This is a genomic window from Macrococcus sp. GL_134 (assembly GCF_057834705.1).
Map to the genome: position 1 here is coordinate 1,493,178 of NZ_CM174409.1, position 16,689 is coordinate 1,509,866.

Sequence of the window (16,689 nt, forward strand, 5' to 3'; positions counted from 1 at the left end):
TTTTGACTAATTTTGCAATTTTCCCTCAAACTTGGCCCTCTAATCCCATTTAAAGGCCATGTTTTGACTAATTTTGCAATTTCCCCTCAAACTTGGCCCTCTAATCCCATTTGAAGGCCATGTTTTGGTTATTTTTGAGATTTTCCCTCAAACTTGGCCCTCTAATCCCATTTGAAGGCCATGTTTTAGCTAATCGCTACTCGGATATTCTCCTTCAGGCGGGGTCGCCCTTGTAATAAAGAGAGAGGTCACCAGCCCGATAAGAACCAGTACTATCGCAAACCAGTATGCTTGATGAACACCTGTTGTCAGTGCATGATTCACTTGCTCAATGGTCGGACGATCAATCGACTCCAGTGCCTTGTTCTGCCCTTGCGTCATGATACTGACAAAAATAGAAACTCCCATCGCACCGGCAATCGGCTGCATCATATTACTGACAGCTGTGCCATGAGGATATAGGCGTTTCGGCAGTTCATTCAATGCATTCGTCTGACTCGGCATCATAATCATTGAAATACTCACCATCAACAAAATATACACAATAATAAAGATATATACAGGGATGCCCGGATGAATCATCGCATAGAACACCATGATGGCTGTCAGTACAAACATGCCGGGAATCATCATTTTGCGCGGGCCGACTTTATCGAACAATCGACCCATGACCGGAGATAAGAAGCCGTTTAACAGCGCACCGGGCAGCAGTATCATGCCTGCCACTTTCGCTGAGAATCCCATCGGTCCCTGTAAGTACATCGGCATCACGATTTCTGACGCAAACATCGCCATAATCACTACTACAAATATAATCATGCCGCGTATGTAATTCGCATACTGAAAGACCGATAAATCAAGCAGCGGCTGTTGAATCTTCAGCTGACGCCAAACAAACAGTGCGAGTGCGAGCACGCCTGCAATGATACAACCATAGACGACAGGACTCATGAATCCGCCTTCTGTCGTACTGACTGAACTGAATCCATAGATCACACCTGCCACTCCGATCGTCGACAGTAAAGCTGAGCCTATATCAACGCGAGGACGTGTCACTTCACCGACGTTCTCCAGATAACGCCATGCAAACACAATCGCAAATACAATAAAAGGAACGACACCAAAGAACAGCCAGCGCCAGCCGAACAAGTCAACAATCACACCTGACAATGTCGGTCCAAGCGCCGGTGCAAACATCAACACAAGACCGAAGTTCCCCATCACTCTGCCGCGTTCTTCCGGCCGGAACAGCAGCAGCATAGCATTCATCACTGTCGGAATGAGCAGCCCCGTGCCCGCAGCCTGTATCATACGACCCGCAAGTATCATCGGAAAGTTAACAGCAAATCCTGCAATCAATGTTCCTACTAAGAAAATACACAGCAGCCCGATAAACATCTGCCGGGTCGTAAACCACTGAATCAATGTAGCGGATAATGGCATCAAAATGCCCATCACCAGCATAAAACCAGTTGCGAGCCACTGAACAGTCGGTGCGTCGATATCGAACACGCGCATCAATTCAGTCAACGCAATGTTAAGCAGTGTTTCATTTAAAATCATAAAAAATGCACCTATTAAAAATGTTGCCATAATCATTGTAGACTTCTTCATAAAACCTCCATAAAAAAAGAGCGGTCGAAGTGCCGCATCTATTGTTTCACTCTATCTATCAGTTAATTGTAACAGTAAACCTAAAACCGGAAAACGTTTCGATGAACGCGACTGACGAGTCCATCGTTCTTCTTGACTGCGTTGTGTATATCAGTGTAAAAGTATTAGTCAACTTTACCAGCTATCTTTTATAGGGCAGACGACTTCAACATGCATCTTTTTCAAATACTGTTCCTTTTTCTCTTTATCTAAAGTCAGCAACCATAAATAAGTCCCGATATTACCAGTAGCACTATCCTCCCGAGTCGCTTTAATCAGAATAAGTTCTTCATTAGGACGTTCTGCTCTATGAAGGACATCAAAATCCCAGAGACATTCTTCACTGAAATAGTCATCCAATAAATCAATGATCTTGTTGTAGTCGTCTTGGAACTCAACGCCTTCTTTTGAGACGATATTGAGTCGAATGTCATAAGTAAGCATCTTCTTAATTGCTTCGACGTCACGTTCCTGACAAGCTATTAAATAGTGTAAATACGTCATTCACTGTACCTCCTATTAAACAGCTGCCGGTATAACTTAGTGATTATATAGAATCAATCACTTCAATATACAACTGGATCAGCTTTTATCGTTTTCTGCTAATGTGAATGTCAGAAGTCATATAGCAGGGCCTTTCTCGTGGGTGTAACAATTTTCGTGGGTGGTATAACGATAATGATTTCTTAGTTGCCGCGGGTGTGACAAGCGTAACCAGAAAAAGAGTGTGTGAATCAGTTGTTCTAGATGAATAGTATGTGTTGCACATTAACTTGTCAATCAAAGAAAAGAGATTAAAAAAGTTATTTTTCTCAAAGTTTGAAATACGTAGTTGATTTTGTGAGTATTATACCATATGGAACCGTATATAAATATATAAAAATTAAATGCAAAAAGATAATAAATGTTAAATTTGTAAAGATGATGGATTGTAGGATTTTTGTGCCTTCTATATTAATTGTTTTTATTATTAAGAAATACTGAATTGATTATCGCCCTTCTTTTCGATATATATCGAAAAGGGGGATTTATGAAGCATATCACCGAAGTAATAGAAGAGATTCTCGCTGCTCTTGAAGATCAAATGGAACAAAAAGAAAACAGCCAGGACAAACGCCGTAGCTGTTAGTATAACTATCTCAAGAAATTTAGAATACTGAAGAAAATTTATCAAATGATTAATCCCAATGACATCTTAAAACAGATTCTCTAAGTTTCATGCTATTGTCTTCGTCTACTATCAATTCCACTAGCTCTTTCAAGGTTTCTTCCTTAACTTCACTTTCAAGTCCACATTCCCATATGACAATCACTTTGATTCCCATTGAAGTCAGTTCTTCAATGTTTTTCTCATCCCTTGTCACATTTCTATTGAACTTTGTCTGCCAAAATTCCTGATTGGCTTTCGGCATCACGAATTTCCCGCAGTCATGCACATGCCAAAAACAGCCATTGACGAAAATCGCTGTTTTATATTTGGGGAGATAGACGTCTGGAGATCCTGGCAGACTACTATAGTTCTTTCTATATCTGAAGCCATGATGATACAAATAATTACGTACCGTTTCCTCAGGCTTACTGTTCTTCCCCCTGATTCTTGACATATTATAACTTCGTTCAGATGGATAATCACTTTTCTTCATGAAAATCACCTCACATGTTATTTTTTATTTGTCATACGAACGATCGTTCGGTATAATAATAAATGATGAAAAATAGTCCAGAAATGTGCTAATATTAATAGGTTGATATTTAAGGAGGTTCCAGTGATGAAAAAGCTTAGAGTTGCCGAGATGTTTGCCGGAGTTGGTGGTTTTCGTATCGGTCTTGAACAGACAGATAATAAATTATTTGAAATAACTTGGGCAAATCAATGGGAACCTTCTCGCAAAGTACAGCATGCTTATGATTGTTATACCCATAATTTCACATCCGGTATCCACAGCAATGAAGATGTGACGCAAGTTTCCAACTACGAGATGGCTGATACAAATGTGGATATGATTGTCGGTGGATTCCCCTGTCAAGATTATTCGGTGGCAAGATCACTGAGCGGAGAACTCGGTATTCAAGGAAAGAAAGGTGTGTTGTTCTGGGAAATCACTCGATTCATCCAGAACACTGCGCCTAAATACATATTGCTCGAGAACGTCGATCGTCTGCTTAAATCACCGGCCAGTCAACGCGGCCGTGATTTCGCTGTCATGCTATCTACATTGAATGAACTCGGTTACAACATTGAATGGCGCGTCATTAATGCAGCTGATTATGGCAATGCTCAGAAAAGAAGACGAGTCTTCATCTTCGGTTACCGCAAAGAAAACAATTATGCTCAATCATTAATCAAGAAATCAGCAGAAGATGTTATCTTTAAAGATGGCTTCTTCGCGAAAGCATTCCCTGTTACAAAAGAAGTCTATAAGAACAGAGTATCAACGACACAGTTGTCACATGACATCGTTGAAATATCTGATAGTTTCTCATATACATTCCATCCGTCAGGCTATATGAAGAACGGTGAAATCTATACAGCTCATACTATTCCAGTGTATGAAACACCTGTAACTCTCGGTGAAATTCTTGAAGATGAAGTCGACGAGAAGTACTTCCTCTCTCCTGAAAAAGTTGAGAAGTTCAAATATTTAAGAGGTGCAAAGAAAATTGAGCGGACGACTAAGGACGGTCATAAGTACTTCTTCAGTGAAGGTGGCATGTCTGAATCAGATGCATTAGATTCCCCTGCCCGCACAATGCTCACAAGTGAATCGAGCGTCAATCGCAGCACTCATATTATTGAAGTCAATGGCCGCTTCCGCACACTGACTCCGGTAGAAGCAGAACGCCTGAACGGCTTCCCTGATAACTGGACGGATACAATGCCTGACAAGATGAGATTCTTCTGTATGGGTAATGCGTTAGTTGTACCATTAATCACTCGGATGGGTAATGAGATAGAAAATATTGAACTTGCTTATCCAGATGAAACCACACAATTGAATCTTTTTTAAGCCCACTATTTATTACACTGACTCCTGTTAATGAGACAGAATAAAAACACTCCTATCAAATTCATTTAAAATGAATTTGATAGGAGTGTTTTTTATTATACAGAGTAGTGCTTATTCAAGTGAAGTTAAATGGAAATGTATAAAAATAAAAGCCGAGCGCTTTTCTTCAAGTGAGATTATCGATGAACTGAATATTAGGAGTAGAACCCAGGTCAATACCTGGTAGCGATGATATACAAACAACGAGACTCATCACGAATCGTTTACTCTTAGTTGGACAATTTCTATGTGAATAGATATTGTTAATCTAATAAAGTAAGCAATTCATTTTGCTTTTTTGTAATATTGAATACTTAGTATGCTTTAAAAGCATATATTATTTTAAGTCGTAATTAGTTATGATAACTTCTTCTACCATTCCTCTACTTTCAGGTAAAGCTGATATATTTCTTTGCACTTCAATAATTTCATAATTATATTTAGAGTCAGTTTTATATAGTTCTTGGATGAAAGGAGTATTGTTATTAGAAATCATAATTTTCACTCCTTTTTCAGTCAACCTATCACAAATATTTTTCAATCTCCTTTGATCCTCTCGACTAAATCCTAAGTCCGTATAAGAAGTAAAACTTGAAGTTTTAGAAATTGGATCATAAGGAGGATCAAGGTAAACAAAACTATTATTATCAGCTTGATTTAGTACTTCCGCAAAATCTGTGCTAATAAACGATATGTTGTTTTGGTTAAAAAAGTTACTTACAATCGTAATCATTTCCTTATCTTTGTATGAACTATTTTTATATTTACCAAACGGTGTATTAAAATGTCCTTGCTTATTAACTCTATATAAACCATTAAAACACGTTTTATTCAAGTAAATAAATCTCGCAGCTCTATAGGCTTTTGAGTAGGTGCTTTTAAAATCAACATCCCTATCAAGATTTCTAATATGATAGAAATCATCAGACTCATTTTTAAATCCATTCATTATATTATACACACTATCTACATTTGTTTTAATTTGATTATATGTATTTATAAGCTCTTCATTCAAATCATTTACTATAGCATTTTTAAATGGAACATTGTACAGCATGGCTGCACCACCTGCAAATGGTTCTATATATGTACTATACTCATCTTCTTTAGGAATTCTTTCCTTTAACTTTTTTACAAGTCTTTGCTTACCTCCAGCCCATTTAAGGAATGGTTTTGGTGAAGGTATGGTTACACTGTCAACCCACTTTATAATAGCTTCCACTGTTGATTTTCTCCTTTGAATCGTACTCTTTTTAAAATCACCCATTAGAGGATCATTACTGATTAATTTTAACAAATTATCATTCGTAGGAGATAAAGTATCTAAATTCTTTTTTAACAAATAATAATTTCTTAGTGTTTTATGTTTCAAAAAAGATTTAATCAGAAGCTTAACACGTTTTTCTTCATTTGAACTTTTATAATGTACTGCAAGTTCAGTAGGCAAATATAAGGAATTTTCTTTCTTAAGGAACCCCATATATACTAATAAATCGCCATAATAATTACCTTGTCTATCTGTATAACCATACAAATCAGCCAAATCAGACGCTGACGGAGGATTAATTCTAAACTTATCTTCATTTATTATCATGTTGAGGGTATATATAGCTATAATAATAGAGTTAGCTTGAGGAAATTTATGATTTTTATTTTCTATCTCTATATTCGTACTTTCTATGAACTCTAATATTTCAACTTCTGTCATAGCTTTAACAAATTTTAAATCAGTTATTTTTTCCTTGAATTCTTGTGCCTTTAATTTTTTTATTTCTTCTTCATCTTTTCTTCCTAATATGAAGGACGAATCTCTTTCACTTAAATTTAATTTTTCTATTTCCTTTTTAAAATCACTCTCTGTATATTGCTCATTTTCACTTTGATTTAATAGTTCTTCCCATAACATCTCAATTACTCACTTTCTAATATATCATCTATGGTATTAATTACAGGATTCGCCTTTATTTCAATAGCATCTATTTCTTCAATAGTAATTAATTTATCTTCAATTACGGCTAAAGCATCTAACTTATCCAAAATTTCGTTGTCAATTAAATACTCTTTCTGCATTATTTCGAGACCTGCATATCCATGATTCTTTATAAATTGGAGCTTATCTGATTTATCAGTTTCTTCTTCGTCTAAAAAAATTTGCGTTAACGTTAAATCGATACCGTTAAATTTTTGCTCTAAATTAGCAAACATGTTAATTAGATGCTTAAAATTAGCCCGTGATGGATTATTCAACCATGTTCTTGAGATATTTAAGGTAGTCCCACCAATATCTAGTTCTTCAGTCTTTCCTTCATATAAACCAATTAAAACGGCTAAGAAGAAAATTTCAGCGCTCCCTCGGTTTGCTGCAAAAAACTCTTTCTCGTTGAATTCCTTAATAATACGTGCATGTCTACCTTCGAGCGTAATATCTTTTCTCATATTTCCACCTCTCTTAGTTCACTACTATATATACTGTTTTTTCTCTCATAAGGCGGAATTTCAAGTAAGTATTCCTTGCTTGTTCTTTGTCTAAAAGCATCTTTTATACTTTCGTTATACTGATTATCATTAGTGAGCAAGATGATTTGTTCTATTGATTGACTAATTTTGGACGATATTTGTTTTGAAAAATATGGATCTAACATTGCAAATGGTCCATCCATCACTACAAAAAAATCTTTTTCACTCAATAACTCATATTTATCGTTTTTCATTAAATTCGCTTTATATGTGTCTATTATTGCTAATATAATTGATATGCTAACTGCTACTGATTCACCGGAAGAAGTTACAGCTTCAACATTCTCAGATTCAAATACTTTTAAGTTGAAGTTATTATCTATTTTTATATATTTTTCTTTGGAAATTATGTTTTTAAAATGATTGTTAGCCGCTTTTTCAATATCTGCTCTCAGATTTTCTTCATCCTTCTGTTTCCTATGATTAAGCTGAATTAAAGATTTTTCTAATAAAATAGATTGTGTTTTTAATTCAAGACTTAGCATCAATTTAGATTCTATTTCATCATATTTTAATCTTTCCTTATCCAATTCATCCTCTAAATCCTTTATTTTCATATTAGTAGAGGTTATATCAAAACGAGAAGCTTCGATATCTCTTTTCAGATTTTCTCTATTTTTATTTAATGAGACAATCTCGTTTATTGATGAATTATTTAACTTATTATTTATATCTTTTAAATCTTTGTTATTCTCAGCAATTTGTTCGAAAATTTCACGATATCTATTTATTTTTTCATTAATTTGTTTGACTAACATATCAATTTTAGATACTTCTCTTGTTACTGACATTTGATAGTCATGTATCATGCTTTCTTCACTAGCAGGGGGTTGATAATTTTTTTGTCTATTTAGCGTTTGAATATGATGATTTTCTAGCGGTGTTCCACATATACAAATTCCATTGTCAATTATCTTTTCAATGGCTGCTACTTGCATTTTAGGAATTGTTTCAACTTCATCATTATTTTTGAGATTTATTTTTTGATACTTATTTTTCAAAAGATATATATATTTTAGGGTTGTGTACTCCATATTCATAACTTGTATATTATTATACAAAGTATTATTCTCTTCAATCAGCTTTTTATTTTCCTTATCAAGCTTATTACGCTTTTCTTGTATTTTTGTAACGTCTTCAATGCTACTTAACTCTTTATCCACTTTTTCTTTCTCAGCCATAAGATTTTCATAAGTTTCTTTTGTAACTTCTAGTTGTTTACTTTGTTCATTCAACCTCTCTTCTAACCGAGAAATTTTCATTTCAATTTCTTTGTATTCCTCACTACTTGCAGATCTTGCTAACTCTTTCCTTACATCCTTTGCTATTATTTGTAGTGTATCGATAGAATTACTTAAAATCGGCAAGGAACTAACTGCCCTTATAGCTTCACTTACTTCTCTACGAGCTGCTGTTCCTCTTGAAGATAATTTTTCAATTCTCTCACCATCAAATAAAAAGTAATTTACCATCTGTTTTGAAAGAAGTGAGTTGATTTTCCTTTGAATTAACTCTTCCTTTTCTTTATTGCTATTTCTTAATATTTTAGTTTGACCATCTTCGTCTTTATATTCTAAAGCTACTAACATCTCCATTTTTTTGACCATTGATGGAGTAATATGTAAATTCTGTGTGCGGGCAATTTTGAAAGTAGAATTATTTTCGATAACTTCGATGACAATTCTATAGTTACTATCTTTAATCTCCCTTCTTCGACACTCATCTAACTCATCATAATTCAATAATTCTGCTGCCTTATCTGAATCAATTTCTGAATCTCCAAATAAACACCATTTTATAGCTTGCATAAATGTTGTCTTCCCTGTAGAATTTGCAGCTCTTATTATAGTAATATTCTTTTTATTGTTGTTTATTTCAAATTCAATTTTAAAATCTCTATATTGTCTAAAGTTTTGTATGTGTATAGATTTTATCTTCATAGTTTTTCTCTCCCTATGATTTCATTAGCCTGTCCGATTAAATAACTACGTATATTACGTCTGACCTTACTTTTTTCATTCTCATTTTGAAAGGGATTATCTTTTAGACTTTGTTTTTCATTGGAAAGTACATATATTAAAAGTTTATTTACGTCTTCATTAGTTATATGGCTCATTATTAAGTTCCTCCAATACATGTCTGTATACTTCTTCTATTTCATTGATTATTAAATCATTTTGATTTTTATTTTCTGCAGCGAAATTAAACTCTTTCATTCTTCTTAATTCTCTATCCACTAAATAGGCATCTTCGGAAACAGGGTTAAAGTATAGATCTTCTAAAGATTCAGGTAACATAACTAAATCATATATATATGAAATGGGTTTCCCTGGTGCTTTCCTTAAGATTCTACCTCTTCTTTGAATAAACTCAGTCATTGAATCAGTACTTGAAAGTATATAGGCATGAGTCACTTCTTTTAAATTAACTCCTTGATCCAGACATTTTATAGCTAGTAGAGTATCAATCTCATGATTTTTAAATTGACGCAGAATTTCAATTCGTTCTACGTTAGGAATTTCGCTATAAATTTTTCTTAACTTACACCCTATATTGCCAAGTTGCTGAGAGACAAAATCTATATGTCTTAAATCATGAACGTTACTACCATCATTATAGTTTCCAGGTGAACAATAAATTATTTTAGGTTGCTTTATTGCATTCTCATCACTTAATAATTCTATTAATTTTGATACTTTTTCTATGTTAGCATTAGCAATTGATGTAGTAAGTTTTTCTATTTCTTTAAGAATATTCAGTTTTGATTTACTTTCTTTTAAAGTCTTCAATAATACTTGACGATACTGTGAAAGTTCATTTTTATTAAAAGATAAAATTATAGGAACATAATTATATTGGTTAAGAAAACCATTATCTATTGCATCTTTTAAAGTGTAACTAAAAACTATTTTATTAAAGAATTCAATTAGTAATTCACTTTCATCTTCATCTTTTCTGTATGGAGTTGCAGAAATACCTAACCTATATTTAAACTTTTTCTGGAGTTCTTCATATAACCCACGCATTTTTTCAGCTCCAAAACTATGAACTTCATCACAAATCAATAGTGCTTCTTTTTTTAAATGTAGTTCAATTAATTTTTGAAAGCTTTTCATGGAAAAAGTATTAGATGTAACAAGAATTACAACCGGCTCTGACATTGTAGAGCGTTTCTTTAACTTTACTTTTAGCATATCTCTATAGTTTCCTTCAGCAGAAGAACATTTAATAGCACTAATATTTAAAGCGGTTAATTCTTCATGCCATTGTTCGATTAAGTCTATTTGAGGAGCTACAATAAAGGTCACTAAATCATCACTGTGCTTTTGTAAGGCTTCTTGACAGGCAATTGCAGTAATAGTTTTACCCGTTCCAGTTGCCATTTCTAATAACCCGCTATAATTATTATTCTTCCACTTATTTATAGCTTCAATTTGATAATCATATAACGAGAATTTATCTACAATACTTATCCGTAGGTTCCCTTTATTTTTACGTCTCATTCTATCTTTAACGTCTTTGAACGCTTTAGTAATATTTGCTGTTAACTCACATTGAATGATGTTTGGATTTTGATCCTGCCATATATCATTAAAAGTGTTTTCCATATCTTCAATCACTTTTATATTTTCATATCGATCACCTTTAATTAACAAAGATGTTTCAAAATTCTTGAAGATAGCAGCACCAGTTTCGTTATTAGATCCAATAAAAGCCACTTTTGCATTTAATTCATCGATAAAGATTCCTTCTTTAGCATGGAAAATGCCATCTCCAACGCTAGTGGTCACAAAGCGGAAATCTATAATACCTTTTGCAATGAGTTCAGTAATATGTGCAAACTTTTTTTCATTAGTTTCAATTTCATAAATAGAAGCTATAATATTTTCTTCAATTATACGTCTAAGTTCATATCCTTCTTTAATACGAGTTTTGTCATCATCACTCAATTCTGGAGAACATATAATTTTCATTTTAAAATTATTACTAATATTTGAACTCCCTATTTCTTCATATAAACTATCGATAAAATTACTTGAAAAGTAGCCAGACATACGCTCATAGATTACCGATTCACTAATCATAGGTTTATAAAGTTCATCCATCAGACTATCATCAAAACTAACATACCTATCTTTGTAATTATTAAAATTAATCATTTTATCCCAACTTTATTTATGATTTCCTGATAGCGGTTTTATTAAAATTATAACTTTTTAATTGAAATTTTACCATGCTATTTACACAAACTGTAATAAACCTCTTAAAAACTAATCCCTATCATTTCTTTTGAAAGATAGTAGGAACTTTCTTATACTTATCCTCCTTATTTTCCTCCTTGATTATTATTTAAAATTCATTCAAAGTATCTCCTTGAACTTTATAATCAAATCCATATTCGCATACGATTGCTACTTTAATATTTAATTCTGTTAAATTATCAACATTTCATAATCTCTTGAATATTTCTGTTAAATTTTTCTTGCCAATATTTTTGGTTAGTCTTTGTTATATTGATTTTTTTTACAATTAAGAACATGTCAAAAAACATCCATTTACTAAAATTGCAGTCATGTATTTTGGTATGTAAATATTAGAGCTTCCAGTTAGTTTATTATAATTTTTCAATATCTTACTCCTTTATTATATAGCTATCTCCTCACAATAAGTTCAGGACTACTATTTGCCTCTTTAATTCGTTACATATTACAGCTTATCTGAGAATCATATGCGCTTTTTTGAATATCGTATTACCTTCGATTAATTATGTTTGTAAAAAGAGTGTTTGTTGGTTAGCATAATCGCAAATAACGAACTAAATTGTGCTATTATATATAAGTTAATGATAAGGAGGGCTCCTATGAAAAAACTTAAAGTTGCAGAGATGTTTGCAGGGGTAGGGGGTTTTCGTATTGGTTTAGAGAATACAAATAATAAGTTATTTGAGATTATATGGGCAAATCAATGGGAACCTTCTCGTAAAGTCCAACATGCTTTTGATTGTTATACCCATAACTTTACTTCAGGCATACATAGTAATATCGATATTACTCAAGTATCTAATTATGTATTAGCCGATACAAATGTAGATATGATTGTCGGAGGTTTTCCATGCCAAGACTACTCTGTAGCACGTTCACTAAATGGGGAACTAGGAATTCAAGGCAAAAAAGGCGTTTTATTCTGGGAAATTGCAAGATTTATACAAAATGTGGCCCCTAAATATATACTTTTAGAGAATGTTGATCGACTACTTAAATCACCAGCTAGTCAACGTGGTCGAGACTTTGCTGTTATGTTATCAACATTAAATGAATTAGGTTACGATATTGAATGGCGAGTTATAAATGCTGCCGATTACGGTAATGCTCAAAGACGTCGCCGCGTTTTTATTTTTGGTTACAGAAGAGAAAATAATTATGCCTTATCTTTAATTCAGAAAACAAACGAACAAATAGTATTTGAAGAAGGTTTTTTTGCTAAATCCTTCCCTATAACTAATGAAATTTATAAAAATAGAGTTTCTTCAGTTCAATTATCACACGATATTGTAGAAATTTCTGATAATTTTTCTTTTACTTTTCACGTTTCTGGGTACATGCGAAATGGACTTGTCTACACAACCCATACAGTTCCAAAATATGAAAAACCAATTACTCTCGGTGAAATTTTAGAAGATAATGTAGATCAATCTTATTTTCTTAATGACGATAAAGTTGAAAAGTTTAAATACTTACGTGGAGCAAAGAAATTTGAAAGAACTAATAAAGATGGCCATACTTACTGGTATAGTGAAGGTGGAATGTCTGAAACAGATTCTTTAGAATTACCAGCTCGTACTATGCTTACAAGTGAATCTAGTATTAATAGAAGTACCCATATTTTGAAAATAGAAAATCGTTATAGAACCTTAACCCCTGTTGAAGCGGAACGCTTAAATGGTTTTCCAGATAACTGGACAGATACAATGCCTGACAAGATGAGATTCTTCTGTATGGGTAATGCATTAGTTGTGCCATTGATTACTCGTATGGGGAATGAAATAGAAAATATTGAACTTGCTTATCCGGATGAAACAACACAACTGAATCTTTTCTAGACCTACTATTTATTTAGTAGGTCTTTTTGTTTGCTGTTATGGTATCATTAATTCAAATATTTGGTAAGAGGTGATGAGCTTGCAACCATTCGTCTATAAGACTGAACAAGAGTTAATAACATATGCCAAAGAAGCTGAAGGCAAGTATCTCTATGAAATTGATAAAGAGAATATGCTTACGAATACTAACGTTAAAGGCAAGGTAGGTCATATCATCGAGAAGAGTTACTTCGGTTACGATATTAACTCCAATACAGAGGCTGACTTTGCTGACTTGAACATTGAATTGAAAGCGACAGGTATCATCAGGGACAAACAGAAGAAAATGTTGAAAGCAAAAGAACGACTTGTACTTAATATCATCAACTATGAGAAAGAAGTAACAGCTGAATTCTTCACATCGAGTTACTGGAAGAAAAATCAGAAACTGCTTCTGTTCTTCTATGAATACATACAAGACAGCAACAAAAAGATGGATGCTTTTAATACACAGATTATTAAAGTCGACTTATTTCAGTTTCCTGAAGAAGACCTTAAAATCGTCAAGCAAGACTGGAAAATCATCAACGATAAGATTCGTAATGGCGAGGCTCACCTTCTCTCTGAAGGAGATACAATGATACTGGGTGCCTGCACAAAAGGCTCAAGCGCTAAAACAGTAAGAAAGCAGCCTTTCAGTGACGTTCTTGCGAAGCAACGTGCTTACTCCATTAAACAAGGTTATATGTCTACACTGGTCAGAAAACTGATCAGCGAAGAGCATCTGGTTTCTATTACTTCTTCAAAAGAAATTGCGGAAAATTCCATCGAGACAGTTCTTCTTAATAAGTTCAGTCCCTATTTCGGGATGTCAGATAAAGATATCGCAAAAAATGAAGGGATTCCTATGTCACAAGGCAAGGCCAATGTTTCATACTTAATCAGTGCCATGTTAGGAATCAAAGGAACGAAGTTATCGCAGATTGAAGAGTTTGAGAAGTTTGACATTAAGTTTAAAACAATCATCCAGGAAGCGGACGGGAGACTGAAAGAACATATGTCTTTTGAGAATATTGACTTCAAAGAATATGCGAGCACACCTTGGGAAGACAGTTCCTTGAAAGAGAAATTTGAATCGACAAAGTGGTTGTTCATAATATTTCAGAAAGATTTGGAAGGCAATAAGATATTCAAGAACATTAAACTCTGGAATATGCCGGGGGACATAATAGACAATGAACTTAAAAGCTTCTACCTGCAGACACAAAAAGTTTTAAATGATAGGGTTATCTTAACTGAAACATCAAGAGGAATAAAAAATAACCTTCCCTCTGCACAAGATAATCCAGTCTGTCATATTAGACCGAAAGCAAGAAATGCAGAGGATAAGGTTAAGTTGCCAGATGGCCAGATGATAACGAAGCAGTGTTTTTGGTTGAATAAAAATTTTTTATATAATTTGGTAATATGTGTATAGATTTTGTTTATTAATTGTTACTCCGTAGTCATTATAATAAGGTTTTCTTTTTTCAAATAAGTAATCAACCATATTTTTTTTCTCATTCATTTTTGCATAATGAATTTTCCTATGACAATTTGGACATAAACAAGTTATGTTATGAGCAAAGTCAATACTGTAATCATATAAATCTTGTACAGCCATAGGTATTAGGTGATGGGCTTCTATGTATGGTTTATTATTATAATCACTTATAAATGTTTTATGATTACTATTATATTCACATGTCCAATTCGCGAATTCTTTTGCTTTATTAACTTCTACGATACTTCTAGGATATTTCATGCTTGTATTAGATTTAACTTTGTTTTCTTTTAATAATGGCGCTATTTTTTCTTCCACTTTTTTATAATAGTAAAATTTTTCTTCATTCATTTGAATGTTTTCACTTAACCTATTAATGTACTCATCTATAGGCTGTTCATATAACACTTTCAAATTTGTTAAAAATGAGAGATAACACCTTATAGCAGCATTAGGAAATCTAGCTTCTTTCACGTTATATTCACTAAAATCCTTAAATTTAGTTAAACTTTCGATGAGCTTGTATGAATAAAAAGAGTATGGATCATATATAGTTGAGCCGGAAATATCTTCAACTATTATAAAAATCCTTATCAAATATCTAGTATAAGAGCCCGCTTTTTCACTTTTGCCATCCTTTGCTCTACCAGCCTTAACTGTTAAAGCAGAAGCAAATTTTTGATATTCTAAGAAAAAGTCTTGATGCTTAGCTTTCATAGCTATAAAATCTTGTTCGGTAGCTGCTATTTTCCTAAACAATCCAAGCCCTCCTTATTCTATATATTTTTTCGTCGTTATTAATTTCTTTTGTCAGGTATTTTAATCATTTCATCTACTGTCATCCCGAAGTACTCAGCAATCTTCACTAATTCCACTCCTGTGATGACCTGCTCACCATTTTCTATCTTTGAATATTTCGAAGGTACATGTCCTAACATCGCTGCGACGTCTTTAGCTTTGATCTCTAAGTTTTCTCTATGCCACTTGACAGCTATGACTAACTCTTTATTATTCATAATTTTACCTCACTTTTTTAAAGTGAGGATACTAATATATCACGCAAAGAAGCGGAATCTTCCCATCCTGGAAAGATTCCGCATTTTCATCATTTTTTATTATATAATGATGGATTAGTCAGTTTTCATTAACTCCTGATTCATCAGCAGCAGATCCACTTTCGTCACTGTCTCCCCTATAGTCAGCAATTTTCCGCGCCACAAGTTGAACTCATAGTAATACCCTTTATCTTTCAGCTGCGTGATTTTTAAGTGTTCATGTCTATCGAAATACGTCGCGTAATGATTCTCCAGATAACGTACAATCAACTGTTCAGGCAACATCGTCTCTACCTCTTTTTGACGTCATTATAACTCATCTCACGTGGCCAATAATTGATTGTTCCAGTATGGAAATTTTACACAAATACCATGTCTGTTATATTATAATATACTTTTATGTCACGCTGCTTACAGATGCGCTGAATAACGTTAATAGTTCAGCATCTGTATGATGCGATGATTACAATGTTGACAGATCATCAGCAGACAGTCATTGAATTCTAAGGTGACTATAGAATCATTGGCATTCTCCAGCCATTCATGTTTATAATAGTGTAACTATACTTTTGTGAAGGAGATGTTTCGATGGATTTTAGAACAATGATTGACTACTTGAAAGACAAACAGTGGGAAAACAATGAACTTGGGATGGCAATTGCCATTATCGTGATCGCAAGCATATTCACGACTCCTATTCTCGGTGTACCACTTGGTATTATCGTCTATCTGTATATGTACGAACGTGAAGAGATGGAACAGTACAAGCGCAATAGAAGAAAATAAACAAGCAGA

General features: G+C 33.5%; 15 protein-coding genes. 4 read left to right on the forward strand and 11 right to left on the reverse strand.

From position 1 onward, the window contains the following. Positions 1 to 189: 189 nt before the first annotated feature. The 3 genes from AC3IPL_RS07680 to AC3IPL_RS07690 form a co-directional block, all read right to left on the reverse strand. Positions 190 to 1,614: an MDR family MFS transporter gene (locus tag AC3IPL_RS07680; protein WP_489240371.1), complete on the reverse strand. Its 1,425-nt coding sequence runs from the start codon at positions 1,612 to 1,614 to the stop codon at positions 190 to 192. Positions 1,615 to 1,788: 174 nt separating this feature from the next. Beyond that, a complete protein-coding gene (locus tag AC3IPL_RS07685) occupies positions 1,789 to 2,157 on the reverse strand; it encodes a hypothetical protein (protein ID WP_489240373.1) in 369 nt (122 codons plus the stop codon). Positions 2,158 to 2,831: 674 nt separating this feature from the next. Then, on the reverse strand, positions 2,832 to 3,296 hold the full coding sequence (locus tag AC3IPL_RS07690; protein ID WP_489240375.1) for a very short patch repair endonuclease: 465 nt from the start codon (positions 3,294 to 3,296) through the stop codon (positions 2,832 to 2,834). A gap of 126 nt (positions 3,297 to 3,422) precedes the next feature. On the opposite strand from AC3IPL_RS07690, the gene dcm (AC3IPL_RS07695) reads away from it, so the two are divergent. Beyond that, the gene (gene dcm, locus AC3IPL_RS07695) at positions 3,423 to 4,661 is read left to right on the forward strand and encodes a DNA (cytosine-5-)-methyltransferase (protein ID WP_489240377.1); all 1,239 of its coding nucleotides are present in this window, start codon (positions 3,423 to 3,425) and stop codon (positions 4,659 to 4,661) included. 376 nt (positions 4,662 to 5,037) lie between these two features. On the opposite strand, the gene AC3IPL_RS07700 is transcribed toward dcm (AC3IPL_RS07695), so the two are convergent. From AC3IPL_RS07700 to AC3IPL_RS07720, 5 genes are read right to left on the reverse strand one after another with little or no spacing between them, the layout of a single operon-like run. Beyond that, positions 5,038 to 6,606, reverse strand: a complete 1,569-nt coding sequence (locus tag AC3IPL_RS07700; protein WP_489240379.1) for a DNA adenine methylase — start codon at positions 6,604 to 6,606, stop codon at positions 5,038 to 5,040. 5 nt (positions 6,607 to 6,611) lie between these two features. Continuing rightward, a complete protein-coding gene (locus AC3IPL_RS07705; protein ID WP_489240381.1) occupies positions 6,612 to 7,136 on the reverse strand; it encodes a hypothetical protein in 525 nt (174 codons plus the stop codon). Further along, a complete protein-coding gene (locus AC3IPL_RS07710; RefSeq protein WP_489240383.1) occupies positions 7,133 to 9,157 on the reverse strand; it encodes an AAA family ATPase in 2,025 nt (674 codons plus the stop codon). The genes AC3IPL_RS07705 and AC3IPL_RS07710 overlap by 4 nt, the downstream gene beginning before the upstream one ends. After that, complete coding sequence (locus AC3IPL_RS07715) at positions 9,154 to 9,333, reverse strand: hypothetical protein (RefSeq protein ID WP_489240385.1); 180 nt, start codon at positions 9,331 to 9,333, stop codon at positions 9,154 to 9,156. Before AC3IPL_RS07715 ends, AC3IPL_RS07710 begins: the two co-directional genes overlap by 4 nt. Further along, complete coding sequence (locus AC3IPL_RS07720; RefSeq protein WP_489240387.1) at positions 9,317 to 11,377, reverse strand: DEAD/DEAH box helicase family protein; 2,061 nt, start codon at positions 11,375 to 11,377, stop codon at positions 9,317 to 9,319. The genes AC3IPL_RS07715 and AC3IPL_RS07720 overlap by 17 nt, the downstream gene beginning before the upstream one ends. 701 nt (positions 11,378 to 12,078) lie before the next feature. Here AC3IPL_RS07720 and dcm (AC3IPL_RS07725) point away from each other — a divergent pair. Continuing rightward, positions 12,079 to 13,317 (forward strand): DNA (cytosine-5-)-methyltransferase, encoded by a 1,239-nt coding sequence (gene dcm, locus AC3IPL_RS07725; RefSeq protein WP_489240389.1) that lies wholly within the window; start codon positions 12,079 to 12,081, stop codon positions 13,315 to 13,317. A 73-nt stretch (positions 13,318 to 13,390) separates the two neighbouring features. Beyond that, complete coding sequence (locus tag AC3IPL_RS07730) at positions 13,391 to 14,773, forward strand: Sau3AI family type II restriction endonuclease (RefSeq protein ID WP_489240391.1); 1,383 nt, start codon at positions 13,391 to 13,393, stop codon at positions 14,771 to 14,773. Here AC3IPL_RS07730 and AC3IPL_RS07735 read toward each other — a convergent pair. The 3 genes from AC3IPL_RS07735 to AC3IPL_RS07745 form a co-directional block, all read right to left on the reverse strand. Continuing rightward, positions 14,747 to 15,598, reverse strand: coding sequence for an HNH endonuclease (locus tag AC3IPL_RS07735; protein WP_489240393.1), 852 nt, complete (start codon positions 15,596 to 15,598; stop codon positions 14,747 to 14,749). The genes AC3IPL_RS07730 and AC3IPL_RS07735 overlap by 27 nt on opposite strands. 38 nt (positions 15,599 to 15,636) lie before the next feature. After that, positions 15,637 to 15,855: a helix-turn-helix domain-containing protein gene (locus AC3IPL_RS07740; RefSeq protein ID WP_489240395.1), complete on the reverse strand. Its 219-nt coding sequence runs from the start codon at positions 15,853 to 15,855 to the stop codon at positions 15,637 to 15,639. 114 nt (positions 15,856 to 15,969) lie between these two features. Beyond that, positions 15,970 to 16,179 carry a hypothetical protein gene (locus AC3IPL_RS07745; RefSeq protein WP_489240397.1) on the reverse strand — a complete coding sequence of 70 codons (210 nt, stop codon included), beginning with the start codon at positions 16,177 to 16,179 and terminating at the stop codon, positions 15,970 to 15,972. Between the two features lie 303 nt (positions 16,180 to 16,482). On the opposite strand from AC3IPL_RS07745, the gene AC3IPL_RS07750 reads away from it, so the two are divergent. Beyond that, a complete protein-coding gene (locus tag AC3IPL_RS07750) occupies positions 16,483 to 16,680 on the forward strand; it encodes a VraH family peptide resistance protein (protein ID WP_489240399.1) in 198 nt (65 codons plus the stop codon). Positions 16,681 to 16,689 lie beyond the last annotated feature (9 nt).

Coding starts and splice junctions, on each gene's coding strand:
- AC3IPL_RS07680 (WP_489240371.1), bottom strand. CDS start 1,614: ATGAAGAAGTCTACAATGATTATGGCAACATTTTTAATAGGTGCATTT.
- AC3IPL_RS07685 (WP_489240373.1), bottom strand. CDS start 2,157: ATGACGTATTTACACTATTTAATAGCTTGTCAGGAACGTGACGTCGAA.
- AC3IPL_RS07690 (WP_489240375.1), bottom strand. CDS start 3,296: ATGAAGAAAAGTGATTATCCATCTGAACGAAGTTATAATATGTCAAGA.
- dcm (WP_489240377.1), top strand. CDS start 3,423: ATGAAAAAGCTTAGAGTTGCCGAGATGTTTGCCGGAGTTGGTGGTTTT.
- AC3IPL_RS07700 (WP_489240379.1), bottom strand. CDS start 6,606: ATGTTATGGGAAGAACTATTAAATCAAAGTGAAAATGAGCAATATACA.
- AC3IPL_RS07705 (WP_489240381.1), bottom strand. CDS start 7,136: ATGAGAAAAGATATTACGCTCGAAGGTAGACATGCACGTATTATTAAG.
- AC3IPL_RS07710 (WP_489240383.1), bottom strand. CDS start 9,157: ATGAAGATAAAATCTATACACATACAAAACTTTAGACAATATAGAGAT.
- AC3IPL_RS07715 (WP_489240385.1), bottom strand. CDS start 9,333: ATGAGCCATATAACTAATGAAGACGTAAATAAACTTTTAATATATGTA.
- AC3IPL_RS07720 (WP_489240387.1), bottom strand. CDS start 11,377: ATGATTAATTTTAATAATTACAAAGATAGGTATGTTAGTTTTGATGAT.
- dcm (WP_489240389.1), top strand. CDS start 12,079: ATGAAAAAACTTAAAGTTGCAGAGATGTTTGCAGGGGTAGGGGGTTTT.
- AC3IPL_RS07730 (WP_489240391.1), top strand. CDS start 13,391: ATGAGCTTGCAACCATTCGTCTATAAGACTGAACAAGAGTTAATAACA.
- AC3IPL_RS07740 (WP_489240395.1), bottom strand. CDS start 15,855: ATGAATAATAAAGAGTTAGTCATAGCTGTCAAGTGGCATAGAGAAAAC.
- AC3IPL_RS07745 (WP_489240397.1), bottom strand. CDS start 16,179: ATGTTGCCTGAACAGTTGATTGTACGTTATCTGGAGAATCATTACGCG.
- AC3IPL_RS07750 (WP_489240399.1), top strand. CDS start 16,483: ATGGATTTTAGAACAATGATTGACTACTTGAAAGACAAACAGTGGGAA.